We start from the raw sequence: 24,178 nt of genomic DNA, 5'->3' as shown, positions 1-24,178 counted from the left end.
TGCAAAAGGTTTCTTTTGGTTTGATAATGGTATCTTAGATTTTTTCGAGGTATGAAAATATGTCTGTTGCAATAAAATTATCCGACAGCCTTGCCAAAGAAGCGAAGCTATATGCTGCGGTGACACATCGTTCTGTTCCAAAGCAAATTGAGTATTGGAGCCGTATTGGAAAATTAGTGGAAGAAAACCCGGATTTGCCGTTTAGTTTTATTCAGGAAACCCTCTTGGCAATAGAGGAAAGTAAAGATCCTGAACAACTGACCGAATACACCTTTGATTCGTAAAGTGCACGAACGATGAAAATACAGCAAACCAGGCGTTTTGAAAAAGCTGTCAAAAAGCTTCACCCAAACCAAAAACGCGAGTTAGACAAGGCCATCAAAGCACTGATTAAGCAGCCAGAATTGGGTGAGTTAAAGAAAGGAGACTTGGTGGGTGTTCGTGTTTATAAGTTCAAAATGCAAAATCAATTAACCCTGTTAGCCTATCGAATAATGGATGACATCCCATGTTTACTGATGTTATCGCAGGGCAGTCATGAAAACTTTTATCGCGATTTGAAGTAGGAATAGACGAATAATCTGCATAAAACCGCTAAATTTTTGGAGACAACAGCGGCGCTTACGACCACAAAGACGCCGAAGGCTTTATCAGGACGCATAACACCCAAAAAATGCCGCAAATAATCGAAATACTGTGTCATTCCGGCGAAAGCCGGAATCTCTGAATCGTTATCAATAAGGCACTGGAGAGAAAACTTCAGCGCCTTTTTTGTTTCTGGAAATAAATTGCCGGTCTTTATAAAAGATCTAACGGACTGATAACGCCTTGCCCGAGTAGTGCTTGAATCGTGCGGATATCCGTACCTGTTTGTAGCAGGTGGGTGGCACAAATTTGATTGGATCAAATTTGAACAGACAAAGTCTGACCCAAAGGGTGAAATACATGGATGTATTTCATAAAAGAATGACGAAACGTGTGTGCACTTACTTTTTTGTTAATACGGCATTGTTTAACGGCTTTTTTGATCGCTTTATTGATAACGGATTGATCGCTGTGCTGTCGGCGGATTTTTCCAGATCTTGGATCTTCGGCTAAACGATTACTTGGAAAGACATATTGCCAACCCAATTCAAACTCGGCATTCGGGTACTTTTTAGCCAATGCATAAGGCAAATAAACGGAGCCATACCCTTGGTTTAAATCCTGTTGATGAAGGGTTTTCACCTTTTGTAACTGAGTTTCTAAAAGTGGAATAAGGTTGTTGGCTAAGGGAGTCACACGATCCTTTTTACCTTTGCCATCACGCACGGTGATTTGCTTAAACCCAAAATCAATATCCTGCACCCGTAAGCGAATCGCTTCGCTAATTCGCAAACCGCCTGCATAAAGTAACTTTGCAATCAATCCAGCCGAACCTTCCATTACAGTTAAAATTTCAGCAACTTCCTCTTTGGTCAACACCACAGGAATTCTAGGTTCTTTGCGAGAACGACTGGCCTTCACATTGATAAAAGGTGCGTTTAATACCTTTGTATAACAAAAACTCAACGCATTTAAAGCTTGATTTTGTGTAGATGGAGCAACATTCTGATCCACCGCCAAATAAGTTAAAAATTGTTCTACCTTTCCTGACGAATCTTGCAACATGGCCTCACGACGTAAAGTAATACGCATTTCATCTAGTAATAGACTTTTACTTGCGGTAGTATTCATAAAACTACTTGTTTTTAGAGCATGATTAGCTTCATAATACAAGATAAACGTCTATTTAACAGGTTTGTATTAATACCAGAGCAAATCTGCCTGAAAACAATAGTAATATTAAATAATCAGGCAAATATGCCTGAAAATGAAAAATCCGCACTATGAGTACCATCACAGCATTAGATAACGCGATTGCTACATTGATAGAGAAAGACATCTATCTTATGGAGGTTAATGCTAACGAAAGATCTATCTCTGCAAAGCTCGCATTTCATCTTCAAGCGGAATTGCCAGAGTATGAAGTGGATGTGGAATACAATCGAGATGGAATAGAACCCAAGAGATTGGCGCACATGGAGCTCTATCCTGATCAAGAAGATGAAGATGCCAAAACTGTCTTTCCAGACATCATTGCACACAAAAGATCGACGAATAATAATTTCTTAGTCATTGAAATCAAGAAAGAAAGTAGCAGTGTAGATCGAAACATCGATCGGAGAAAATTGCGAGGCTACATGAGAGAACTAGAATATCAGTACGCCTATTTTATAGAGTTTGGTGTTTATTCAAATGCTGGCAAGGTGACCATTGAACAAATTACAGCATAACAATGGGTTCCAGCCGACCGCTATTTCGCTCCGCCTTCGGCTACGCTAAATAGCGTCGGCTGAACCCAAACGTTATGTGCCAAAAATGGAGGCATATTCAAAGTGAGTGCGAACGAATCAAAGAGAAGAATTAGGTATGCTCTGTACCTTAAGGGCTGGAGCTTCGAAAAAGGCAACCCAAAGAAATTAAAGGCTGACGCTCTCAAAAAAGAACCTTCCGAGTATCAGAAAGAAATGGAGGGCAATATATTTTGCCCCGTTTGCTTCACGAACCTAAATCGAGTCCCAAAAGACAAAGACCACTTTTCAAATGGTAGAGAGGCTTATTTTGGCCACCTCCCTGCTTATAAAGAAGTTGATTGTGACTTGAGGTCAGAGAAGCCAGAAGGAAAGCGATACAACTCATATGAAGAAGCCCAAAAAGCAATCGATGATGAAAATTTAGTAATTGTAAACAGCTTTATCACGGAGAAACCGGAGCTTCCTGAAGAACCGGCTGGAGAGTATGATGAAACTCCAGTAGAAGATGTCGCTGGCCCAATTTCAAACACCCCGATATCTTGCCATAATGGTGAGTCATTTAAGCTTCCAAGTAAAATAACCACTGTTGCTGGAATATGCCGAAAATTTGATGAAAATCTATATAAATACTTCTTCTTCTCAAATCAAAAGCATGCAATTCGATTATTAGATTTACTCCACAATGTTAAAGACATCAGTGAGGAAGATGACTCCCCCAAACTATATTACGGAAAAATTGTTACTACAACGCATCTAGGTGAGCATAAGAGGCCGGATAACATCAGGATGACGTATTTAGAAAATAACCAAAATGGCGTCCAAGATTTTTGTCTAAAATTAAAAGATAGGCATCAAAAAAGTCACGGCATTACTGATAACTCTGTTGGGCGTATCCTAGTTGCATACGGAACAGTCAGTGAAAATGGCACAGGTTTGTGTTTTAAGGACTTAGGTTGGGGTGAGTTTGCTTTATTACCAAAAAAATATGAAAATTTGCTGCCATAAGCACATAACAAAACAATCAACCTGACGTATTTCACCTACAAAAAATTTTCAATTTTTTTTCAGCGAAGCCACGCAGGTTATCGCCACTCCGTTAAATTGCAAGGAAAGTTATGAGTCAAACCGAAGTGCTCGCAATATGGGGTGCGGTGACCGGGACAATAGGCACCGTTGCTGGCCTATTAGGGCTTTGGCTGAGATTTAGGCAACACGGTTTGGATAAGGCCAAACTGCTGTGTGAGTCATCTTTTGGTTTTGACTCGCCAAGTCGGACGTTGCACAAATTAACTGTACGCTCCATCGGTAGAAGACCAGTTTCAATTGATAATATTAAATACTTCATTACGCCAAGAGATTGGAAGCAAAGGCTTATCAAGTCTTGGCACCACAAGAAAGGACGCTGGCTTTGGCATCAAGAGCCGAAACAAAAAATAAAACTTGGTGAAGGTGAAAAAACGGAAATTGGTATTTCACTTCCAAATGGTATAGCCATCACTGAGATATATAAAGTTGAAGTAGTAGATCAGGCCGGTAAGGCTTGGCCTGTTAATTGGGAAACAAGCTCAAGACTACAAAAGGTAGCAACTCAGGAAACATTGGACGAAATTGCTAAGGAAAATGACAAGCGAGTAGTTAGTGCTACAGGCTATCGACTCGGTGAAAAATATTTCTTAGAGACAAAGTTCAACACAAAACCAAGCCGTTCAGGCACTCCTTGTGGAAGAAGCTTCTGGTTTCTCGACGCAAAGAAATATCAAGAAAAACTACAGAGCATAAAAGATATCCAGTTTGATCAGTTCTTATCTGGTGATATTGAAGAACTGAGTTAGCAATTTAACAAACAGCTGCAGCGGATCAGTTTTGCTGCGCAAAAACTGCCCGCTGAGCCGGGCGTTAACAGTAGAAAATTATGCGACAAATTAGTTTTAACCGGCCAAAACAAAAGGTTCGAGGTTCACATAGGCGCTTAAAAGCACTTGATGCATGGGCGGGTCAGTTTGAAGGGTACTTTCCTTTAGAATACAGCGATGAAAGATATATTGATTATAAGATTCCTGTTCTTGACCGTTTAGTTGATCCACCGACAACTACGAAAGAGTGGCAAAACAGGGCTATTGCTGCAATGTTTAAGGCGTATGAAAATCTACATTCCGCAAAACCTTCGGAGTTCTTAGCGGTTAATATTGACCTAATACTTACTTGGCCTGATCTTCACGGTTCAAGCATCATTATATTTTTCGATGAATCCTATCGTGAAGGTTTTTACGAAAAAGATAATGAATGGCAAAAACGTATTCCTCAAACTATAGGCCTAGAAGGTATTCCATTCGACGTACCAAAAAGCATTGATGTACAGCTGGTTAATTTTATGAACCGAGATTACGATGGCGAAGAAACAACAGACTGGTATACAACAAATTGGTATGTTTGTGCATCAAAAAACTGTTAACAAGCGGCTCCACCGGACAAATTTTATTGTCACCTTTTTTGTACCAAAAAAAGCCGCCAACAAAATTTGCTCGGTTAGCCGGGCGTTATATGCCTTTAGAGTTTTGTGAATATTAATAGAACGAGTAAATAATGAAAGAAGAGTTAAGAGCTAAAATCATAGAGGTTTGTGATCAAAAAATATCCGCTAAAGGTGATAATGTTGGCTTGTCATTTTACGCATTTTTCGCAAATAAAAATGATAATCCTGAGTTGCTCATGGAAGCCGCCATTTGGTGGATTCAAACTCATAAATTAGATCATTTCGTAAAAGCTCATAAAATTAAAGAAATGATTCTAGCTGGGTTGTAGGGGCATATAACAAGTTAATCAACAAGGACAAAATACGGCTGGCTATCTCGCTTCGCTCGTATTTTAGCCAACCAAATTTTGCCTGTTAATTAAGGCGTTATGTAAATCGGGCAGCCTGTGGTTTTATGGTTGCCATAGCGAGGTGATGTGGCAGCTGCGAAATAGTGCCAGTGTTCTCGGTGCGGTTGAAGGCTTGGGTAGTGGCAGAGGCTTTGGGAGGTTTCGGTCTTGAGTGCTTCGGTTGTGGTCCAGTGGTTGCGTCCGCTGGGTCACATCAATCCTGGTGCCATCGGTTGGCGCGCCGGGCCTGGCGGTAGCGTGCCGGTTGGTATGGGGCGGTTTGAAACAGGGAAAGTGCAGGCGGTATGGTTTCCAGCATTTTTCCTCTATTTATCGGGCCTTGTGTGGAATTTGATTTCTATAACAAGGTGCTCAAGTTCGTTCGCTTCGCTCACAGGGACCTCCGCAGCTACGGCCCCTTAGCACGGCGTTATGCTTTAAGGAAAGTATGAAGCAAGTAATTAAATCGGGCCTATCTGGCTTAGTCACATTTGCAACAGCTGCGGCTATTTGGATGTGGGATTATTCTGTAGGGGAAGGGAAAAGTGAAGCTCTTACAGGTGTCATCAAAGAGGAGAGAGACTCGTTAAGAATTGAGGTCAATAAAATATCAGAAGAGGCTGAGTCTTTAAAATTTCAGCTGCTCTCCTCTCGTGAAAAGCCTACAATATCTGCTAATACGGACTCACCAACATCAACTACTGAAACTATTCAATCAAAATTAGACAATGCTACTAATTCACAGATATCTGGAGCCCATGAAAGCCAAGAAATATCTATATCAACTCAGAATACTGGCAGCTTTTTCAATGGTGAAATAGAAGTTACGGTTATTGCTACAAACTACACAGGTATTCCCCCTTAGACACAAAGTATCAGCTAGTGTCATTATTCCTGGAAGTGATCCTTTTAAAATCGAGGATGTAGATCCAGGAAGTGCTTTTAAGATAGGGGGTTATCAAGTAGTCATCACAGCAGCTGGAACCTTCTCCGCAGACTTTAAAGTATACAAATTAAAAACATAACAAGGCACTACACCGGACGGCAACCGCTACGCTCCATTGCCGCCGGTGAACTTGGTCGTTAGGCAATAATAATGACAACGGAATTCAACTCAAACAACTTAGTAGGAACCGCAGGCGAATATTTTGTATGCGCTGAATTATGCCGCATAGGTTATTTGGCATTACTCACACCAAAAAACAATCCGTTGTTTGACGTAGTTGCATCGAAGCAAAATGGAAGCAAATCAATCGTCATCCAAGTAAAAACCCGCTCAATAAGAAACACACAGGGTTGGAAGCTGGGGAAAGACATAACCATCAAACAGAACAATCCTGATCTGTTTGTTGCTTTAGTAAACTTAGAAGAACAAGGAATGCCAGAAATATTCATATATGAATACGACACTCTAGCTGAAAGAGTACAAAATAATTATACAAGCTATATTGAAAACTCCTAAAAGAGACGGATCAAGAAAAAAAGAAGTGGGTTTTAGGTGGCATGATTTAAAGCTATTCACTGACGATGACCATTCAAGAAAAAACAATTGGTCACCTATTATCAATGCTTTAGAAAATGCCTAACAATAAAATCAACATTGACAGCCTCGAGCTACGACCTAAAAAACAGGCCTTCACTCTAGGCTGCAACCTTTGAAGATGATGGTGGTGCATACAATCATAAAGACGCAGAAGGATTCATTAAACTGAACTCACTACGTTTACGCACGGCAGCGAAAAAACGCGGAAAATAACCCATTGATTGTGTCATTCTGGTGAAAGCCAGCATCAACCAAAAATTTGGGATAAATCAAAAGGCGCAGAGAGTTTCTCCAGCGCCTTTTTTTGTTTTTTAATTTTATTATTAGAGGGAAATTTGTTATAAAGTATTCGTTAATATTGCAAAACTACAGTTTTATATGGTATTTCCCTTGCAGACGATACAACCCTAATATTGCAGAGATGAAGAATGAAAATACAGTCAATTGCCGGTTATGCAGTGATTACGAAAGACTCCCAAGCTAGCAGCTCTCTTTATAAAGAGACTTTAGGGCTTCCCTTACAGGCTCAAGATGATTATCTATTTACGGACAAATTCCCGGGTAGCAATCATTTTGGTGTTTGGCCTCTTTCTATGGCTGCACAAACATGTTTTGGCAGTAATGAATGGCCGGAGAATTTCCCAGAACCCACATCAACAATCGAATTTGAGTTTGATAGCCCAGAAGAAGTCAAACAAGCGGTGGAAGAATTAAAGTCTGCAGGACAGGTATTTGTTCATGAGGTTAAACAAGAACCTTGGGGGCAAACCGTCGCTAGATTTATGAGTCCAGAGAACGTATTGATCGGTTTTAGTTACGCACCTTGGCTGCATGACAATTAAGACGTATAGAAAATTGTTGACTGCGATAATGATGGTGAATTCTGGCCATATTTTCACCTAGGAAAATTAAAATTTGCGTGCCCGTAACCGAGCTAGTTATGGCCACCCTGTGATTCAAAAAATTAAATTTAACATGGAGGTTTAAATGGATAATCTACCTGAACTGGATAATTTACCTGAACTGGATAATTTACCTGAATGGGTAATAGATCATATTCAATATCTGGAAAGATTAAATTTGGATAAAAGAAATCTCGAAGAGATAAAGAATGATATTACTGGTCAGAGTCAGTCTGACGTTCCGTTTTTTGAAATGTCGCAGTTTATGAGATTTAGCTGGACTGATGTTATCAGCCCAACTATGAAAAGTGGTTGGCTGGAGCGAACTGTAAAACCAAATCTTGATTTGGAAGAACGTTATCAAGGAGTTCTGGATTTTTATGACGAGTCTGATCTGGATGGTACCTTGAAATCACTAAAAAACCTTTATGATAAAGGTATTAATGAAAATGACCTCTTGAGAGTTATACGAGAATCCCAAAAAAACATATTAGGGAGTTTATTTATGATGATAGATGGAACAACAGATGGTTGCATTGATAGTAGCCTTTTTGAAACTAAACTGGAAGATGGTGAGATTTTTCCAAAACGCAAATTTTATTCTATGGAAGACTTTTTTCTTGACTATGATCCAGCAAAGTTAAAATGAGATAGATAAAAAAGTAACTGGCTGAAGATGTAAGTTGGGTTGGATAACTTGAGCTAGTTCAGCCAATTAATTTATCAAAGATTAAAGGCATTACGAAAGCAATATATACGTTTGAAGAAGTCAGTGATACCCCTGTTAAGACATTTGATGATTTTTCAAAGTAAAAAAGAAGCCTTGCAGACAATTTAATCTAAGATGATTTATCAGGCAACCAGACGTGTTCCACACCCGAAAAATTAAAAATTTCTTTGCGCGAAACCACGCAGTTTATCACCACCCCGTTATGTAGTATGGGAGGCGTCAAGCTATGCAAGAAATGTTTGTTTACGTATTTTCTGGGGAATTTGAAAATATTGAAGCAGCCTGCCTCTACTCTCAGCCTCAATGGGAGCCAGAACCAGATGAATCAGTTTCTGATGAAGAGTACGCAGCTTGGGAAGATCGGAATCCATCCCATGAACTGCTAAAGAATATTGACTCATATTTAGATGAAGACTTCATCGAAACGGTTGATTTAGATTTTCAATATCTCTCCAATATAGGAGTTGCGGCCTCCGATATAGCTCATATAAAAGAGAATGTTGGTGGGGCGAATGTGTTTGTGCTGATTTATGGGCAGGCTTTAGGAGGCTTCCCTTTAAAAGAAACACCAGTTTCCAATTCATCATTAACTTATTGTGGCCAATTCAAGTTACATTTTAACAAATAACAAATAATTGTAGTCGATTGCAAAAAGGCTGGGACCAGCGCTACTTCGCAGCTACGGCCCCTAAATAAAGCGTTATGAGCGACCGCAAGCGGTCACTCATAACGGGGTGGCGCTAATCGATTCCCTTGTCAGACCGCCTGCGGCAGTCTAACAAAGCAATCAACCTGGCGTGTTTCGCCACCCCGTTAGGCTTCAAAAACAAGGCACACCCTGTTATGGCAGAGTTAATAGAATTTGAGACCGAACGGCTGTGTTTGCGGCAATGGCAAGAAAGTGATTTCAAGCCGTTCGCCTTGCTGAACGCCGATCCAAAGGTCATGGAGTACTTTCCCGAACCGCTGAGCGGCCAAGCAAGTACTGAGATGGCGGAGAAAATTCGCTCACTCATAAAGCAGCGAGGTTGGGGGTTTTGGGCAGTCGAAGTCAAGGGTGCCGAGCCGTTTATTGGCTTTTGTGGACTACACGTACCCACTGCAACGTTGCCTTTTTCTCCTTGTGTCGAGATAGGTTGGCGGTTATCGTCAGTCCACTGGGGGAAAGGCTATGCATCAGAGGCTGCTCGTGGTGCGCTAAACGTTGCGTTTCAACAGTTAGAGCTTCCAGAGATTGTCTCATTTACCACAGTTGGCAATCAGCGATCGCGTCGGGTCATGGAGCGCATAGGCATGAATTACAGTGGCCAGTTTGAGCATCCCAGCTTGCCTGAAAATAGCCACTTGCGGCCTCATGTACTTTACCGGTTACGACGAGAACAGTGGGATATAAAAGCCTAACAAGTGCATCAAATTCGTTCCGGCCCGATGGGCCTCCACCGGACGCCGTTTATACAGGTGTTACGAGCGACCGCAAGCGGTCACTCATAACGGGGTGGCGCTAATAGATTGCAATGCCATGAATCGCTTGCGCTCCTCATAACAATGCAATCAACCTGACGAGTTTCACACCCGAAAAATTAAAATTTTCCGTACGCGAGGTTATTTCCACCACGTTAGGCATTTGGAGAGGAAAAATGCACACTTCCAGTAATAAATATCTAATAGCAGCGGCCATATGTTGCTTTGCTGCTGTACTTGCTCATCTTGGCTGTATTGTTTTCGGAGGCGATTGGTATCGTTTCTTTGGTGCAGGTGAACAAATGGCGCGGATGGCAGAGCAGGGGCTTTGGTTTCCTACAGTGGTTACTTCTTTTATTGCCTTGATACTTTTGGTTTGGGCCATTTATGGTTTGTCAGGTGCTGGTGTCATTAAACGTTTACCTCTTACAAAATTAGCGCTCATCCTTATTACCGGTATATTTCTAATTCGTGGCGTTTTCTTTGTAGGGTTAATGCCAATTTTTCCAGAAAACAGTCTGACATTTTGGTTAATTAGTTCTGCTATCTGTTTGTTGATTAGTGGCCTTTTTGCTGTAGGCACTTGGCAGCAATGGTCAGTTTTGAGTGGTAAAAATGCTTAACAATTTATGCAGTCGGGCGTGTGAATGCGCTGCTGTTATCACAGCGACTAACTTCATAAGGATAGGAACTTGAATAAGTACCTTGTTGTTTTTTATTGCTTTTAACCGAATACTCCGTGGCTGGTGAATTTTTACTCCATTGGAAGAGTGGGGTATCCCCGTAAAATAATGGATTAAGTCTAAGGCCGTTAATAAACCGTTACAGCGGACAAGCCTCTGAATAAAGCATTCTTTGCATACCGGCCGGTATAAATCACAATCATTGGGAGTTTTATCTATGAGTAAAAAGTCAGGGTCATGTCTTTGTGGTGAGGTCACTTTCGAAATAGAAGGTGATTTTGATAATTTTTACCTTTGCCATTGTAGTCGGTGTCGAAAAGATACAGGCTCAGCGCATGGAGCCAATCTTTTTTCTTCTTCTGCCAAATTGAAATGGTTGTCAGGAGTCGATAAAGTAACAAACTTTACATTACCTTCAACTCAACACAGCAAATCATTTTGCTCAATTTGTGGATCGGCACTTCCAAATATTCAATTGGAAAATGAACTTCTTGTGGTTCCTGCAGGAAGCCTTGATTGTGCTATTCCCATCATACCTACCGCTCACATTTTTATTTCGAGCAAAGCAAATTGGGATAAAGACCTTCATAAAATTCCCATGATTAAGGCTTTGCCGCAAGCATAAAACTATATAGCAAAGCTCATTTATTCCGTGAAGCCTATGGAAACAAGCATTTAAGGCATGTTGGTCTTCTTATTGCAGCGACCATATACTTGGGTATCTTCCCTGTCGCACTAGATTCCTTGAGTGGAATATGGTGTTTGTTAGCTGCCTGATGCAGTGTAATCATTGCAATTAACTTGAGAGGCATCCACAAAAAATTAAAATCGTTGGGTCATGGTAATATGAAGGTTCTTGTTAAGAACAATACCTAAAAGGAGAGTGTTGTGAATAAGAATGCTGGTGCTTTAATATTAGGAATATTTATATTCTTTGGGCTATCAACACTTGGTTATCTTTTAGGCCTTGCGGCGATAGAGTTTAAACAGTATGAGAGAAGTGTCGTTGTAAAAGGATTGTCGGAGCGAGAGTTTAGCGCCGACATCGTTATATGGCCAATCCAATATACGGTTGCAAGTAACGATATTGAATCGATTTACGATGAAATGGATAGGAATACGTCAAAAATTCAGTCGTTTCTTGTTGAAAATGGCATTAAATCCGATGAGGTTAGCTTTTCGTCTCCTTCAATTACAGACAAATCCGCCCAGCAATATGGCAATAATGCGAATGCAGAATTTCGTTATACCGCTTCTCAGACCGTAACGGTTTATTCTGAGAATATTACGACAGTTCGGAATGTCATGAGCAGACTCTCCGAGTTAGGAAAGCAAGGGATTGTGTTTACAGGTGGAAACTACCAAACCAAAACCGATTATAACTTTCTTCGATTAAACGAAGTAAAGCCTGAGATGATTGAAGAGGCGACTCGAAAAGCGAGAGAGGTCGCAGAAAAGTTTGCACTAGACTCTCAAAGTAAGCTTGGAAAAATCAAAAGAGCTTCTCAAGGGCAATTTAGTATCTCGGATCGTGATAAAAACAATCCGCATATTAAGAAAGTTCGTGTGGTCACTACTGTCGAATACTATTTGTCAGATTAAAGGCAATTTAGTCAAGCTGAAGAGCTGTTCTTCCCATGTAGAAATGTACTGTTACTCAGTATGGATTTTAGTTTGATACGTGGCTAAGTCAAACGTACTAAATTTACATTCCAATAATTCCTTTTATTTTTTGTGGTCAATGCCTTGTTATGTATCTTAAGTTGAAGCAGAATACGTTGGCTTGAATTTACCAGTTTAGAGATGTGTACTAAATCAAGTTTTCGTTCGGCTGTTTGTTTCGATTGTGCCAATATAGGATGTGGCTTTGTAAATAGTCGCTGTTGTGACCCTTGTTTTCGTGAAGGCTTTATTTTGAATAAACTTAAGTGGTTATTGGGTGATCCAGAACGTCCCCAAGAATATACTCATCACATATTGCTTTTAGCCGGTATTCTCATGTATCTAAGCGCCGCGGTTTTCAATACTGTTTTTTTAACCGCACCCTTTGAATTTAATATCGCTTTGGTTGCTGTCGGTTTTGCACATATTCTTCTTTTTTACTTCTCACGTTTTAGAGGCCAGTTTCTGACCATGTCGCTGTTATTTCTGGCGATTGTGATTATTGTCCTATTGCCAGCCAATTGGATTTTTAATGGGGGTTCTGAAGGTCCAACTTTGTTACTTTTTTTAATTGCAGCATTTTATTTAAGTTACCTGTTAACTGACTACCCAAAATCTCGCTACTTTTTTATGTCTCTGGTTTTAGTTGTCCCTGCTTTTTTAGTCTTTAGTGAAACAAGACTGGATCATTTAATCTATCGATATCCAAGCGAACAAGCGAAACAGTTAGATTTAATGTTTAGTTATGTGATTACTGTTGCTATGTCGGTTTTTATTATGAAAACCTATGGAAAACGCTATCGACTTCAGCGAGAAAAATCAGACCGGTTAGCTCAGCAATTGAAAGTCCTAGCAGAAACGGATCCTCTAACTCGACTTTATAATCGCAATGCATTTACTCGATTGTATGAGAATATTGATAAAAAAACTGACTATAGTTTAGCTATCCTAGATTTGGACTTTTTTAAACGTCTTAATGATCGATTTGGGCATCAAGTCGGCGATGAGATTCTAGTGGAATTTGCAAAGGAGTTGGAGTCTACAAGTGACGCTAGTGAAGGGATGACAGCTCGTTATGGTGGCGAAGAGTTTTTGCTTTTGTTAAAAAAACCAGTCAACGATTCATTGAATCTGTTGGAGAATTTTAGCCAAAACTTAAATCTTTTTGATCCTCAATCTCAAAAACTAACCTTTAGCGCTGGCTTGGTTGCCTTAAATCAAAATGAAGAACTTTCTTCTGCGGTCCATAGAGCCGATATTCAATTATATAAAGCTAAATCACAAGGTAGAGATTGTATTTGTTTTGGGTAAGGTAACTCCGTGTTGTGTCCGCGATAAATAAATAGATTAAATGGACTTTTCATTGGGATTAATAGATTCAAAGTGTTTATTCTGGATGTAATACCATTGCTAGAGTTTCTTTAACCTATTGTTTAATGGGTGACCTAATCTATAGGTGAATCTTTGGTATAGTGTGCACCTTTAATTTGATGGGTTCCTGTAAAAAGATGAGTCATAAAGAAAAAGTCCCCCCTCCGTTGTTTTCACAAATTGTAAAAGACCCTGCGCAATTTTTAGGGTATGGTTTCGGCTCTGGTTTACTGAATCCTGCTCCTGGAACGTGGGGAACGCTAGCAGGTTTGATTTTATTTTTGCCTATATTACTTCTATCCGAATGGGCAGCTTGGGTTCTTTTGATTTTTGGGCTGTTAGTTGGAAGCTGGATTTGCCAAAAATCGGCGGATGCTATTGGGGTTCATGATCACGGTGGAATTGTTTGGGATGAATTTATTGGTATTTGGATTGTACTGATTTTATTGCCCGAACAGACGTGGCAATGGTGGATAGTGGCATTTATCGCATTTCGAGTTTTTGATATCGTAAAGCCTTGGCCAATCAAGTGGTTGGATGAAGAGTTGGAAGGTGGTTTTGGCATTATGGCAGATGATGTTGTGGCCGCTTTATTTGCTGCGCTTTCGATTTGGACGATTTATGCATTGCTTATTTAGTGCTTTTGCGTAAGTCACGTAACACTTAAGTAGTTTCTAATATTTGTCTTTTTGTGAAATTGCTGTATATTAGCCACAGTTTGAAAATAGTGTATAGGGAGTCATAACAAGTGTTTATTCCTTGCGAAGATGCAAAAAAGTTAATTAAAGAGCAAAATGCTCAACTGGTTGATGTTCGTACGCCAGAAGAGTTTGCAGAAAGCGGTATTCCTGGAGCGAAGAATCTTCCCCTTCAAGATATTGATCGTACTGCAAACACAAGTTTAGATAAATCTCTGCCGATCGTTGTTTATTGCCGTTCAGGTCAGCGTTCACAAATGGCACTACAGATTTTAGTTTCACAAGGCTTTTCTGATGTGCATAACCTAGGTTCATATATGGCCTGGGGACAGTGTCCTGATGTTTAATCATTGACATGAATTTAAAAAAGCGCTTATTCCAAGCGCTTTTTTTTTAGCTAAAATTTAGATTTAGCTTGTAAGGAAGATACTATGAGACTTGCTCTGCATTGGCAAATTCTGATTGCGCTACTTCTGGCGGTAATCATGGGTACTTGGACTGGGACTGAAGGTACTATTGGTGGAATCCACTGGTTAGCCATCTACACCTTTATTGGGACACTTTTTTTGAATGCTCTGAAAATGATTGTCGTGCCTCTAGTGGTTTCTGCAATTATTACCGGGATTTCAAACATTGGCGAAAATGGTGGTTTTGGTCGATTAGGGCTTAAAACTTTATCCTACTATCTGTTTACCAGTTTTATTGCGATTATTATCGGTTTAACAATGGTGAATATGATTCAGCCAGGAGTAAGTGAGGAGCCTCCTCCTGAAATAGTTGCTGAAGAAAGCGTGATGTCTGCGGTTGAAGGTAAATCGGCCGGTGATGTGGTTGAAGTCTTTCTGCGTATGATTCCAACCAATATCGTTGACGCTGCCGCAGAGGGGCAAATGCTCGGTCTGATTTTCTTTAGTTTGCTGTTTGGTTTTTTTATGACGCAAATTAAAGGTGGGGGAGCGGAAACGCTTAAAAACTTCTGGCAGGGTGTCTTTGATGTCATGATGTTGATGACGACTTTGATTATGAAGTTTGCCCCGATTGGAGTGTTTGGTTTGGTTGCGGCTTCGGTCGCCAAAACTGGATTTGAACAATTTGATAATCTTGCGCTTTTCTTCATCACAGTGACAGGTGCGTTGTTGATTCACTTTGCCGTTGCCATGCCGCTAATTCTGCGTTTTTTAGGAGGCGTGAAAAACCCTTGGTTACATTATCAAGCCATGACTCCGGCTTTACTCACTGCGTTTTCTACCAGTTCCTCATCCTCAACTTTGCCGGTTACGATTAATGCTTTAGAGCATCGCGCAGGCGTTTCCAACCGGGTTTCGAGTTTTGTTTTGCCGTTGGGTGCAACAGTCAATATGGATGGAACTGCGCTTTACGAATGTGTGGCGGCGATTTTTATTGCGCAATTATTCGGTGTGCCTTTAGATTTAGGTACACAATTGCTCATTGTGTTAATTGCTTTAACCACTTCCATCGGGGTTGCTGGCATTCCATCTGCAAGTCTAGTGGCTATTTCAATTATCTTGGTGGCGGTTGGATTGCCGGCAGAAGCCATTGGGTTATTACTTGTCGTTGATAGAATTTTGGATATGATGCGAACGGCTGTGAATGTGTTCAGTGATTCAGTCGGTGCTGCAGTGATTGCACGTTCAGAAGGGGAGAAACATGTTTTAACAACCAAAACTTTTTAAGGCAAAAAGAATCACTTATAAAAGCTTAAAAATTGTTAAAACATTACCGGCCGGTTTATTTTGAACCGGCTTCTTTGCTTCTAGGTATTGAAAATACATGCGTTATTCAAAATTTATGATTTGAATCTTTTGCGAATCAATCGATAGATAATTTGTTTGCGGTCGCCAATCACTCAATACATAGCGATGATAGGAGTGTTGGTTCATCGTAAATTCATAGTGGTTCGGTTGATGAGTGTGACCGTGAATGAGTGTGTGATAATCAGGATAACGGTTTAATAGCGCAACAATTGCAGATTCTTGTGCATCCATCATTTCCGAGCTTTTTGACCGGCCGGTAGAATTCGAAGTCTGTCGCATTTTACTGCCAATTTTTTTACGTTGTGTTTGAGGGAGTTTTAGAAACAGCCACTGAACCCAATTCTTACGAAACCAGCGTCGCATTTTCTGGTAATTTTCATCCAAGGTGCATAGTTGGTCACCGTGAACCATTAACAGCTTGTGCGGTCCGATTTCAGCCGGATACTCATCGGGTAATAGTTGGATGCCGGTTGTTTGGCTAAAACGCTGTTTCATTAGAAAGTCACGATTGCCATACTGTACGAAAACTTGGGTTCCTGAATCAATCAGATATTTGAGTGCATTTAGTTCCGTTGCATAATCTTGCAGGCCAATGTCGTCGCCCAACCAGACTTCGAATAGGTCACCTAAGATATAAAGTTTTGAGCTACTCGGAGCAACTTTTTGAATAAAAGACAAAAAATGTTGGTTGATTGGATGTTTTGGGTTGTTTGGTTGCAGGTGAATATCTGCAATCACCAAGGCAAGGGTTTTGGGTTGAGAGTGAGAGGCTGTCAAGATTTGAACCTCAATGAATCATTGTTTGGTAGTGAAAATGCGAAAAACAGAAAGTATCTGACAATACTTTCTGTTTTTTGACGTAATGACGATTGAATTAATCTTCAAGTAACGTTGTTTTAGTAATCAAAATGTCTTCCACCGGCACGTCTTGATGGCCGCGACGTGAAGTGGTGTCAACACCTGCCATTGCATCAACAATATCCATTCCTTCTACGACTTGACCGAATACTGCGTATCCCCAACCTTGAGAGTTTTTTCCGGTGTGATCAAGGAATGAATTATCTTTTAAGTTAATAAAGAACTGTGTGGTTGCAGAGTGTGGATCCATTGTGCGAGCATAAGCAAGTGATCCGCGGACGTTTTTCAAGCCATTATCCGCTTCGTTTTCAATTGGGTCACCAGCGTCTTTATCTTCCATACCTGGAAGCATTCCGCCACCTTGAACCATAAAGTTAGGGATAATGCGGTGAAACAGAGTGCCGTTGTAAAAACCTTCCATTACATAATGAATAAAGTTTTCTGCACCAATTGGTGCTTTTTCTTGATCGAGTTCTACAGTGATGTCACCCATTGTGGTGCCAATAACAACTTTTGTCATGGAGCTTTCCTTAATTAACTTGACGAACTTTTAAAATTTTAATTGTTTGGGTCGGTACATCTGCCATACCATTTTTGAATCCAGTACGGGTCTGGCGAATTTTATTTACCACACTCATGCCTTTAATGACTTTTCCAAATACGGTATATCCCCAAGCTTGTGATGAAGATTTTTCTTTATGGTCAAGGAAAGTATTTTGAGACACGTTAATAAAAAATTGTGCGGTGGCTGAATGCGGATCATTAGTACGAGCCATTGCGATGGTTCCAATGCGATTACGAAGGCCATTGTCAGCTTCATTTAAAATGGGTGCCTTCGTCAGTTTTTTATTCATTTTTTCATCAAAGCCACCGCCTTGAATCATAAAGTTACCAATCACACGGTGAAAAATTGTGCCGTCGTAAAAACGATCATTGACATAGCCAAGAAAGTTTTCAACCGTTTTCGGCGCTTTTTCAGGGTAAAGTTCCAGCATAATTGCACCTTCAGAGGTGTTTATTAGAACTTTTGGGTTTTCAGCAGCTTGGGCAAATGTAGCAATAGATAATAGACCTGCTGCGAGTCCAAGTTTCAGTTTTAAAAAGTGGCGTCTTTTCATGATTCCCTCCGAACTAAAATGGGAGTTGTTATACAATATCGGGCATTCTAACATCTAGACTCTAATGAGCCATAGTTTCAGCGAATTCACACCAAAAATTTTCTTTTGAAAAGTCTTTTGGCTGTCATTGAGTCATTGAATTTTAACCGTCATTAAATGTAGGGCAAGCAATGAGCTTACAAATCTTTAATACCGAAAGTCGCCAAAAAGAAGTCTTTAAACCTATTCATGAAAACCAAGTGGGGATTTATGTCTGTGGGGTCACAGTGTATGACTTATGCCACATTGGTCATGCACGTGTCATGGTAGTTTTTGACACGGTGGTTAGGCATCTTCGTGCGCTCGGTTATGAAGTTAAGTATGTTCGAAATATTACTGATATTGACGACAAAATCATTAAAAGAGCCTTGGAAAATAATGAATCGATCCAGTCTCTGACAGAACGAATGATTAAAGAGATGCATGCTGATGAAACGGCAATGAATGTGTTGCGTCCAGATATGGAACCCAAAGCGACCGAGCATATGGATGAAATCAAAGGCATGATTGGTAGTTTGATTGATAAGGGGTTTGCTTATCCGGCGAGCAATGGAGATGTGTATTTCAAAGTTAAAGCGTTTGAAAACTATGGTCGCCTCTCTGGCAAACATTTAGATGAACTTGAGGCCGGTTCACGTGTTGAAGTGAATACTGTTAAACAAGATCCCATGGATTTTGTTTTATGGAAAGCGTCCAAAGCTGATGAGCCAGCATGGGATTCAAGTTGGGGGAATGGTCGTCCTGGATGGCATATTGAATGTTCTGCTATGTCGACTAAATGTTTAGGGAATCATTTTGATATTCATGGCGGTGGTATGGATTTGACCTTTCCGCATCATGACAATGAAATTGCGCAATCAGAGTGTGCCACTGGTGAACATTATGTGAATACATGGATGCATTGTGGGTTTGTTCGAATTGATGATGAAAAGATGTCGAAGTCTTTAAATAACTTCTTTACGATCCGCGAAGTGTTAAAAATTTATCATCCAGAAGTGATTCGTTATTTCTTGCTTGCATCACACTACCGAAGCCCTGTGAACTACACTGAAGAGAATTTGGAAGTCGCCAAAGCAAGTGTCGCTCGCTTGTATTCAGCTTTACAGGGGGTTGAGATTGGTCAAGCAGCCACTGGGACAAAATTTGAAAAAGAATTTGTTGAAGTCATGAATGATGATTTCAATACGCCCAAAGCCTTTGCCGTATTATTTGAATTGGCCAAAGAGGTGAATAAAACCCGAGATACAGGGCTTGCCGGATTGTTGGTCAAGCTGTCGAATCAAATCGGTCTGTTGGAGCAAGACATTGAAACATTCTTTCAGTCACAACCGTCTAATTCAGAATTAGACGAGGCTCAAATCGAAGCATTCATTGAAGAACGTAAACAAGCGCGTGCGAATAAAGATTTTGCTCGTTCTGATGAAATTCGTGATCATTTAAAAGAGCAAGGTATTGAATTATTAGATTCGGCAGACGGCACGACTTGGCGACAAATTTAATGAATGTTACCGGCCGGTAAAGTTTTACAGGTCTTCTTTGATAAGATTAATTTATAGTTAAAGTCTATTAAGGCAATAGTTTTTCCTGAATCTAAGCGCTGGAAATGCATCTGTTTATGCAATATATTTTATCTTTAAGTATTGAGATTCTGTGAATTAAATGATATTTCAAAGGGTTAGAGGGGAGTTAAAAAGGATTGCGCACTTGGTTTTCAGCTTATAGTGTCATAAAAATTTAATTTTATACTTGCATTCCGTTTTTTGATTATATAAAATAAATTTATTCATGTTTCTTCATGAGTATCCTCCTCTGATTATTTCTAATGAGATAATGATTTGAACCCTAGCCGAAGTGCTGGGGTTTTTTTTGTCTTAAAAGTTTGGATTACGTATTCAGTACGTATTTTAACTTAATTATAGTGGCGGGAGAGGAGAGTGATTGGTCGTTACAAATAAAGGCTTGCTCTTTTGTGGGTTATTTTGATTCGCTAATTGTTGGCATAATATCGCGCAAACGGTCGTAGTTGCCATTTAAACGCGATTTGAAAATAGTTGTATATTCCAATACGGCTTTAACGTAGGCACGTGTTTCACTAAATGTAATGGTATCGACCCATTGGTCTGCCGGAAAGTTTTTCTGTCCCTTTGTCCATCGTTTAACTCGATGAGAACCTGCATTATATGCCGCAGTCGCTAACACTATATTTCCTTGATACCTTTCTGATAGATAAGCCATATAGGCGCTACCTAGTTCGATATTGTTTTTTGCTGAGGTCAGGTGTTTCCAGCTTGTTTGTTTGACGCCAATTTGTTGGCCAATGTATTTAGCTGTTTTAGGCATAAGTTGCATTAATCCGACGGCACCGGCAGAAGAGCGTGTTTCTGGGTTAAAAGCACTTTCACGGCGAATAATTCCATAAATCCATGCTGGGTCGATTTTATTCTTTTCCGCATTCAGCATTACTGGCTCTTTATGAGGGGTTGGAAAACGTAGGTCCAATTGATCCCACTGTTTCGCAACGGCAAGTGAGCGAATGGCCTGAGGGTGTTGGCGCCATTCGCTTGCCATGACTGCAATGGCTGTTAAATCGTTTTCATCCGCTTCTTTAAGAAGATGGTGCCACTCGGAACGACTGCTTTTAGGCCAGTCCACTGCTAGCAATTCCTTGATACGCTGCAATGCAGGATATTTTTTTATTAGCTGTGCATGGTTTAGCTTACTAACGGGTTTAGGGTTGAAGCGGTAAGGTAATTTCGCTTTATCTGCGGACAAGAAACCATAGTAGTCTCGTTTTTTGGCAAGTTGACGATAGATTTTCTGTGCCTGATCGTTTTGTTTGGTTTGTTCAAATGCGCGCGCTTTCCAATATTGCCATTTCGTTTTCTGCTGCATTTCTTTTGGCATAAGATTAATTGCGTCCATTAAGTCTAGCCAATTCGATTTTTTTAATGCAATTTGAGCTTGCCAGCGTAGCGTTTCTTCAGTTTTATCGCCTTGGGTATTAACAAGATTTAAAAGCTCTTCGGAAGCCGGTTTATATTTGTAGGCAGCACGTAACGCAATACGACGCTCTAAATCTAGAATTTGCGTTTTACTTAAATGGTAATTTTTTTGGTATTGATCTAAAAGTTTTTTGGCTAAAACAGGGTCTTTGGATGCCAGCTTTTTAGCAGCTTGAACAAAAGCACGGCTTGCGACATAAGGACTTAATTTTTTGTCTAATGGTTTTTTAATCAGAGAAGGTTTTCGGACAATGCGAATCCATTGTTTTACCATGGACTGGTCTTTTTTAGACAAGTCTTTCATCAAGGTTCTCGCCCGTGAAAATTGACGTTTTTGTATGGCTAAATCGATTCGTTGCCAAACAATTTCTGCGGTTAGATATTTATTATTTCTCAACCAATTATCAATCGGGTAACACGCTTTTGGAAGTTTTGCGTGAGATTTCCAAAGCGTTTTTGCTTGGCTCAAGGCAGTTTTTCGATCTGAACCTTGGTTGCGTTCGATAAGTGCATTGGTGTGGTGGCATTGAAGGTCAATGGATTTTGCAGGTTGGTAGTGGGTTAAAAAAGTTTTCCACTTTTTTTGGCTTGCTAATTTTTTTAGCCAACGATTTCGCAGGTAAGTGCCGAGATAATTCGGATTTTCGTTTAAGAATTCTAGAATAAGTGTGTCAGGTGTTTTATTTATGTTTCTTCGATAGTCGTGATATTGAATGTAACTGAGTAATGGATAACCTTTTAAGCGTTTTTTATATTTGGCGATTGCAGGGCGGTCATTTTTTTTGATTGCTTCCCAAGCATCAAGGAAATCTTGTTGCTGATTTGTGAGCTTTGCATGTGCTTGACTTGGGATAAAGCTGATAAGAATGAATAGCGAAAGCAGCAATCCAAGAAAAGTAACCTGAAAGTGAGGCGTTCGAGTTGGAATTGGAGAGGTAATAGAGTGTCTATTCATAGAGTCTAGATTCTTTTGCTTTGCCTCTTCGTATGGAAGCCCCAATAATTTGAATGAGGCTGTTATCCGCTAGTGCTAGATTTTAAAAGGGATTTTTAAAACTTGTCCAGGACGAAGAGTGGTGTTTATTGAAATCGAATTATACCTTGCTAGAATTCGGGTGCTCAGCTTGTGATTTTTGGCAATTAGCCAGAGGTTGTCGCCATTTTTCACTTTATACTCTTTATGCTTGCTCATATCTGGGCCTTGCCAAATGCTCAGCGTTTGGCCGGGACGAATCGTGTTTGAAGTGAGTGAATTCCATTTCTTAATTTGAGAAACACTCACCCCAAAATCTTCAGCTATTACCGATAACACGTCGCCATTTTGAATTTTATAGCTCTTCTTTACACGGAAAGTGTTTTGTTTTTTTGAAGACTTACCGGCCGGTAAAGTTTTTATTTGAGCAATTTTCAATGTTTGATTTTGGCGAAGAGTCTCTTTGGATAAGTTATTCCAAGTCTTTAAGTCCTTGACTGAAACAGAAAAATTGTTGGCAATTTTCCAGAGTGAATCACCGTTTTTAACAGTGTAATTGATAAATTCTCCAGCGTGGCTTGAAGCATCCGCAGAGGCAAGCATTAGGGATGTTTTCTTGCTGTTGATTTCGGAGGCTTTTACAACGGTTGTTGTCGGCTTGGTGTTTTTATTATGAGTTTTCGTGTCATCTTTTTTATTTGAGGTCGAACTTGCAATGGGAATCAGCAACGTCTGATTCACCCGAATATTGGAATTTCGTAGATGATTTAATTGTTTGATTGCCGCAACTCGCGTGCCGTATTGATTGGCAATTTTTCCGAGGTAATCCCCTGATTTAACCTTGTGACGTTGCCATTGAACGGTGAATTTTTCTGGGTTTTCTGCAAACAGTTGTTTGAAAGTTTGCGCTTGATCAATAGGCAGTAACAGATGGTGCTTGTCTTGGTTCTGCAACGGTGGCGTAGCTGCTCGTCTATATCCTGGGTTTAAATCCAGTAAGGTGTCTTTAGAAATTTCCAAAACACTAGCGATCGCATTCAGTGAAACTTGTTTATTTAAATGGACAATTTCAAAATGGGCATTATTGTCGACCGGATAGACTTCGATGCCATAGGTATCTGCGTATTCTAGAAGATGTGCAGTGGCTAGAAGTTTTGGAACATAGCGTGCAGTTTCTTTCGGCAAAAAGGGCTGTAGTTGCCAGAAATCCAAGTGTGCATCTTTAGACGTTTGAGGATGTTTTTTGCGATAGCGTTTTTGAGCTCTTAAAACGGCACCGTAACCAGCATTATAAGATGCCAGTGCTAACAGCCAGTCACCATCATTTTGCTTGTAAAGGTCTTGTAAGAAATCGAGTGCAGCTTTGGTGCTTTTGACAAGATCACTTCGGCCATCAAACCACCAGTTCTGTTCTAATCCATACATTTTGCCAGTACTGGGTATGAATTGCCAAAGTCCTACTGCTTTTTTATGCGAGCGTGCTCGGGGGATAAAGCCACTTTCCACTACTGGAAGCAAGGCAATTTCCATTGGCATATTTCGACTGGCGACTTGGTTTTTGATGTAGAAAAAATACGGTTCTGAGCGAGAAAAACTTGCTTCTAAATGTTTTTTACGTTTTTGATAAAACTCAATTAAGCGATCATATTTTCCCATGTGTTGTTTGGCAAGATTGAAGTGAGGTGTGATTTCAGGCCAAACGATATCGTAATGTTCCTGCACAATTTCTTGTTTGCTGATTGTCGTTTCAGTCACGCGAGGAGGATTAAGGGGCTTTTGAGCAATGAGTTGTGTTTGAGCAGAATTGATTGCTGTGCTGTATTGGGCTTTGCCCGTCTCCGGTGCCGTAGAGGTTAGAGAACTACACCCTTGCGTCAAGATTAAAGAGCTGAATAATCCAGTCATTAAAATGGCGCGTTTCAGCGGATTTGAATGACGTGGTATCGTTAAAGCTGGAAATGAATTGTGCATAAGATTTTAAAAGACCGTCGAGTTTATAAATCGAGACGTAATGATTGATAAACTCAAATTAATCCATAAAACATCTGGGACGTTGATGACTTCAGATGCGTTGAAGTTTAAATTAGCATCCATTCTAATGATTCTGTCAGGCTTTGTGGGAAATTTTGAACGATACCGGCCGGTAAAATAGGTAAACGCAATGA

At 40.2% G+C, this 24,178-nt stretch carries 28 protein-coding genes; 22 read left to right on the top strand and 6 right to left on the bottom strand.

What is annotated here, in order from left to right:
* The first annotated feature begins 59 nt into the window (after positions 1-59).
* Together D9T12_RS07170 and D9T12_RS07165 are read left to right on the top strand one after the other, a co-directional pair.
* Positions 60-284: a TA system antitoxin ParD family protein gene (locus D9T12_RS07170; protein WP_130537532.1), complete on the top strand. Its 225-nt coding sequence runs from the start codon at positions 60-62 to the stop codon at positions 282-284.
* 12 nt (positions 285-296) lie between these two features.
* Complete coding sequence (locus D9T12_RS07165) at positions 297-566, top strand: type II toxin-antitoxin system RelE/ParE family toxin (protein WP_130537531.1); 270 nt, start codon at positions 297-299, stop codon at positions 564-566.
* Between the two features lie 337 nt (positions 567-903).
* Here the strand turns inward: D9T12_RS07165 and D9T12_RS07160 are convergent, their stop codons facing one another.
* Entirely contained in the window at positions 904-1,716 is an 813-nt protein-coding gene (locus D9T12_RS07160) for an integron integrase (protein ID WP_165395058.1), read from the bottom strand.
* A 152-nt stretch (positions 1,717-1,868) separates the two neighbouring features.
* On the opposite strand from D9T12_RS07160, the gene D9T12_RS07155 reads away from it, so the two are divergent.
* From D9T12_RS07155 to D9T12_RS07070, 18 genes are all read left to right on the top strand, one after another.
* The gene (locus D9T12_RS07155) at positions 1,869-2,315 is read left to right on the top strand and encodes a hypothetical protein (protein WP_130537530.1); all 447 of its coding nucleotides are present in this window, start codon (positions 1,869-1,871) and stop codon (positions 2,313-2,315) included.
* A 102-nt stretch (positions 2,316-2,417) separates the two neighbouring features.
* Positions 2,418-3,341 carry a hypothetical protein gene (locus tag D9T12_RS07150; protein WP_130537529.1) on the top strand — a complete coding sequence of 308 codons (924 nt, stop codon included), beginning with the start codon at positions 2,418-2,420 and terminating at the stop codon, positions 3,339-3,341.
* Positions 3,342-3,451: 110 nt separating this feature from the next.
* Positions 3,452-4,168, top strand: a complete 717-nt coding sequence (locus tag D9T12_RS07145; protein WP_130537528.1) for a hypothetical protein — start codon at positions 3,452-3,454, stop codon at positions 4,166-4,168.
* A gap of 80 nt (positions 4,169-4,248) precedes the next feature.
* Positions 4,249-4,788, top strand: a complete 540-nt coding sequence (locus tag D9T12_RS07140; RefSeq protein WP_130537527.1) for a DUF3916 domain-containing protein — start codon at positions 4,249-4,251, stop codon at positions 4,786-4,788.
* Positions 4,789-4,919: 131 nt separating this feature from the next.
* On the top strand, positions 4,920-5,138 hold the full coding sequence (locus D9T12_RS07135) for a DUF6500 family protein (RefSeq protein ID WP_130537526.1): 219 nt from the start codon (positions 4,920-4,922) through the stop codon (positions 5,136-5,138).
* A 508-nt stretch (positions 5,139-5,646) separates the two neighbouring features.
* Complete coding sequence (locus D9T12_RS07130) at positions 5,647-6,063, top strand: hypothetical protein (RefSeq protein ID WP_130537525.1); 417 nt, start codon at positions 5,647-5,649, stop codon at positions 6,061-6,063.
* Positions 6,064-6,294: 231 nt separating this feature from the next.
* Positions 6,295-6,660, top strand: a complete 366-nt coding sequence (locus tag D9T12_RS07125; RefSeq protein WP_206199079.1) for a hypothetical protein — start codon at positions 6,295-6,297, stop codon at positions 6,658-6,660.
* Between the two features lie 509 nt (positions 6,661-7,169).
* Positions 7,170-7,583, top strand: coding sequence for a VOC family protein (locus D9T12_RS07120; RefSeq protein ID WP_130537524.1), 414 nt, complete (start codon positions 7,170-7,172; stop codon positions 7,581-7,583).
* Positions 7,584-7,728: 145 nt separating this feature from the next.
* Positions 7,729-8,292 carry a hypothetical protein gene (locus tag D9T12_RS07115; protein ID WP_130537523.1) on the top strand — a complete coding sequence of 188 codons (564 nt, stop codon included), beginning with the start codon at positions 7,729-7,731 and terminating at the stop codon, positions 8,290-8,292.
* A 307-nt stretch (positions 8,293-8,599) separates the two neighbouring features.
* Positions 8,600-9,001 (top strand): hypothetical protein, encoded by a 402-nt coding sequence (locus tag D9T12_RS07110; RefSeq protein WP_130537522.1) that lies wholly within the window; start codon positions 8,600-8,602, stop codon positions 8,999-9,001.
* Positions 9,002-9,216: 215 nt separating this feature from the next.
* Positions 9,217-9,774, top strand: a complete 558-nt coding sequence (locus D9T12_RS07105; protein WP_130537521.1) for a GNAT family N-acetyltransferase — start codon at positions 9,217-9,219, stop codon at positions 9,772-9,774.
* Positions 9,775-10,010: 236 nt separating this feature from the next.
* The gene (locus D9T12_RS07100) at positions 10,011-10,457 is read left to right on the top strand and encodes a hypothetical protein (RefSeq protein ID WP_130537520.1); all 447 of its coding nucleotides are present in this window, start codon (positions 10,011-10,013) and stop codon (positions 10,455-10,457) included.
* Positions 10,458-10,734: 277 nt separating this feature from the next.
* Positions 10,735-11,142, top strand: coding sequence for a GFA family protein (locus tag D9T12_RS07095; protein ID WP_130537519.1), 408 nt, complete (start codon positions 10,735-10,737; stop codon positions 11,140-11,142).
* Between the two features lie 263 nt (positions 11,143-11,405).
* Positions 11,406-12,119 carry an SIMPL domain-containing protein gene (locus tag D9T12_RS07090; protein WP_130537518.1) on the top strand — a complete coding sequence of 238 codons (714 nt, stop codon included), beginning with the start codon at positions 11,406-11,408 and terminating at the stop codon, positions 12,117-12,119.
* A 312-nt stretch (positions 12,120-12,431) separates the two neighbouring features.
* Entirely contained in the window at positions 12,432-13,490 is a 1,059-nt protein-coding gene (locus D9T12_RS07085) for a GGDEF domain-containing protein (RefSeq protein ID WP_165395057.1), read from the top strand.
* 197 nt (positions 13,491-13,687) lie between these two features.
* The gene (locus tag D9T12_RS07080) at positions 13,688-14,188 is read left to right on the top strand and encodes a phosphatidylglycerophosphatase A family protein (protein ID WP_130537516.1); all 501 of its coding nucleotides are present in this window, start codon (positions 13,688-13,690) and stop codon (positions 14,186-14,188) included.
* Positions 14,189-14,298: 110 nt separating this feature from the next.
* Positions 14,299-14,595, top strand: a complete 297-nt coding sequence (locus tag D9T12_RS07075; RefSeq protein ID WP_130537515.1) for a rhodanese-like domain-containing protein — start codon at positions 14,299-14,301, stop codon at positions 14,593-14,595.
* A gap of 84 nt (positions 14,596-14,679) precedes the next feature.
* A complete protein-coding gene (locus D9T12_RS07070) occupies positions 14,680-15,942 on the top strand; it encodes a dicarboxylate/amino acid:cation symporter (protein WP_130537514.1) in 1,263 nt (420 codons plus the stop codon).
* Between the two features lie 102 nt (positions 15,943-16,044).
* Here the strand turns inward: D9T12_RS07070 and D9T12_RS07065 are convergent, their stop codons facing one another.
* The 3 genes from D9T12_RS07065 to D9T12_RS07055 form a co-directional block, all read right to left on the bottom strand.
* Entirely contained in the window at positions 16,045-16,800 is a 756-nt protein-coding gene (locus D9T12_RS07065) for a UDP-2,3-diacylglucosamine diphosphatase (protein WP_165395056.1), read from the bottom strand.
* Positions 16,801-16,897: 97 nt separating this feature from the next.
* A complete protein-coding gene (locus D9T12_RS07060) occupies positions 16,898-17,401 on the bottom strand; it encodes a peptidylprolyl isomerase (RefSeq protein WP_130537512.1) in 504 nt (167 codons plus the stop codon).
* Between the two features lie 10 nt (positions 17,402-17,411).
* Positions 17,412-17,999 carry a peptidylprolyl isomerase gene (locus tag D9T12_RS07055; RefSeq protein ID WP_130537511.1) on the bottom strand — a complete coding sequence of 196 codons (588 nt, stop codon included), beginning with the start codon at positions 17,997-17,999 and terminating at the stop codon, positions 17,412-17,414.
* 170 nt (positions 18,000-18,169) lie between these two features.
* Here D9T12_RS07055 and cysS point away from each other — a divergent pair, with 170 nt between their 5' ends.
* Complete coding sequence (gene cysS, locus D9T12_RS07050; RefSeq protein WP_130537510.1) at positions 18,170-19,537, top strand: cysteine--tRNA ligase; 1,368 nt, start codon at positions 18,170-18,172, stop codon at positions 19,535-19,537.
* Positions 19,538-20,012: 475 nt separating this feature from the next.
* Here the strand turns inward: cysS and D9T12_RS07045 are convergent, their stop codons facing one another.
* Both D9T12_RS07045 and D9T12_RS07040 read right to left on the bottom strand, forming a co-directional pair.
* Positions 20,013-21,995, bottom strand: a complete 1,983-nt coding sequence (locus D9T12_RS07045; protein WP_130537509.1) for a lytic transglycosylase domain-containing protein — start codon at positions 21,993-21,995, stop codon at positions 20,013-20,015.
* 75 nt (positions 21,996-22,070) lie between these two features.
* Positions 22,071-23,984 carry a LysM peptidoglycan-binding domain-containing protein gene (locus D9T12_RS07040; protein WP_130537508.1) on the bottom strand — a complete coding sequence of 638 codons (1,914 nt, stop codon included), beginning with the start codon at positions 23,982-23,984 and terminating at the stop codon, positions 22,071-22,073.
* Positions 23,985-24,024: 40 nt separating this feature from the next.
* Between D9T12_RS07040 and D9T12_RS12410 the strand changes: the two genes are divergently transcribed.
* The gene (locus tag D9T12_RS12410; RefSeq protein WP_165395055.1) at positions 24,025-24,165 is read left to right on the top strand and encodes a hypothetical protein; all 141 of its coding nucleotides are present in this window, start codon (positions 24,025-24,027) and stop codon (positions 24,163-24,165) included.
* Positions 24,166-24,178 lie beyond the last annotated feature (13 nt).

Origin of the sequence: Thiomicrorhabdus indica (genome assembly GCF_004293625.1) — a bacterium.
GTDB lineage: Bacteria > Pseudomonadota > Gammaproteobacteria > Thiomicrospirales > Thiomicrospiraceae > Thiomicrorhabdus > Thiomicrorhabdus indica.
Note: the sequence above shows the minus strand (reverse complement) of the source record. Positions and strands in the feature narration are given on the sequence as shown.

Bases quoted from the DNA above. Each gene is read 5' to 3' on its own strand.
- D9T12_RS07115 (WP_130537523.1), top strand. From the start codon at position 7,729: ATGGATAATCTACCTGAACTGGATAATTTACCTGAACTGGATAATTTA.
- D9T12_RS07160 (WP_165395058.1), bottom strand. From the start codon at position 1,716: ATGAATACTACCGCAAGTAAAAGTCTATTACTAGATGAAATGCGTATT.
- D9T12_RS07045 (WP_130537509.1), bottom strand. From the start codon at position 21,995: ATGAATAGACACTCTATTACCTCTCCAATTCCAACTCGAACGCCTCAC.
- D9T12_RS07170 (WP_130537532.1), top strand. From the start codon at position 60: ATGTCTGTTGCAATAAAATTATCCGACAGCCTTGCCAAAGAAGCGAAG.
- D9T12_RS07110 (WP_130537522.1), top strand. From the start codon at position 8,600: ATGCAAGAAATGTTTGTTTACGTATTTTCTGGGGAATTTGAAAATATT.
- D9T12_RS07055 (WP_130537511.1), bottom strand. From the start codon at position 17,999: ATGAAAAGACGCCACTTTTTAAAACTGAAACTTGGACTCGCAGCAGGT.
- D9T12_RS07120 (WP_130537524.1), top strand. From the start codon at position 7,170: ATGAAAATACAGTCAATTGCCGGTTATGCAGTGATTACGAAAGACTCC.
- D9T12_RS12410 (WP_165395055.1), top strand. From the start codon at position 24,025: ATGATTGATAAACTCAAATTAATCCATAAAACATCTGGGACGTTGATG.
- D9T12_RS07135 (WP_130537526.1), top strand. From the start codon at position 4,920: ATGAAAGAAGAGTTAAGAGCTAAAATCATAGAGGTTTGTGATCAAAAA.
- D9T12_RS07100 (WP_130537520.1), top strand. From the start codon at position 10,011: ATGCACACTTCCAGTAATAAATATCTAATAGCAGCGGCCATATGTTGC.
- D9T12_RS07070 (WP_130537514.1), top strand. From the start codon at position 14,680: ATGAGACTTGCTCTGCATTGGCAAATTCTGATTGCGCTACTTCTGGCG.
- cysS (WP_130537510.1), top strand. From the start codon at position 18,170: ATGAGCTTACAAATCTTTAATACCGAAAGTCGCCAAAAAGAAGTCTTT.
- D9T12_RS07155 (WP_130537530.1), top strand. From the start codon at position 1,869: ATGAGTACCATCACAGCATTAGATAACGCGATTGCTACATTGATAGAG.
- D9T12_RS07080 (WP_130537516.1), top strand. From the start codon at position 13,688: ATGAGTCATAAAGAAAAAGTCCCCCCTCCGTTGTTTTCACAAATTGTA.
- D9T12_RS07140 (WP_130537527.1), top strand. From the start codon at position 4,249: ATGCGACAAATTAGTTTTAACCGGCCAAAACAAAAGGTTCGAGGTTCA.
- D9T12_RS07095 (WP_130537519.1), top strand. From the start codon at position 10,735: ATGAGTAAAAAGTCAGGGTCATGTCTTTGTGGTGAGGTCACTTTCGAA.
- D9T12_RS07125 (WP_206199079.1), top strand. From the start codon at position 6,295: ATGACAACGGAATTCAACTCAAACAACTTAGTAGGAACCGCAGGCGAA.
- D9T12_RS07105 (WP_130537521.1), top strand. From the start codon at position 9,217: ATGGCAGAGTTAATAGAATTTGAGACCGAACGGCTGTGTTTGCGGCAA.
- D9T12_RS07145 (WP_130537528.1), top strand. From the start codon at position 3,452: ATGAGTCAAACCGAAGTGCTCGCAATATGGGGTGCGGTGACCGGGACA.
- D9T12_RS07165 (WP_130537531.1), top strand. From the start codon at position 297: ATGAAAATACAGCAAACCAGGCGTTTTGAAAAAGCTGTCAAAAAGCTT.
- D9T12_RS07060 (WP_130537512.1), bottom strand. From the start codon at position 17,401: ATGACAAAAGTTGTTATTGGCACCACAATGGGTGACATCACTGTAGAA.
- D9T12_RS07040 (WP_130537508.1), bottom strand. From the start codon at position 23,984: ATGCACAATTCATTTCCAGCTTTAACGATACCACGTCATTCAAATCCG.
- D9T12_RS07130 (WP_130537525.1), top strand. From the start codon at position 5,647: ATGAAGCAAGTAATTAAATCGGGCCTATCTGGCTTAGTCACATTTGCA.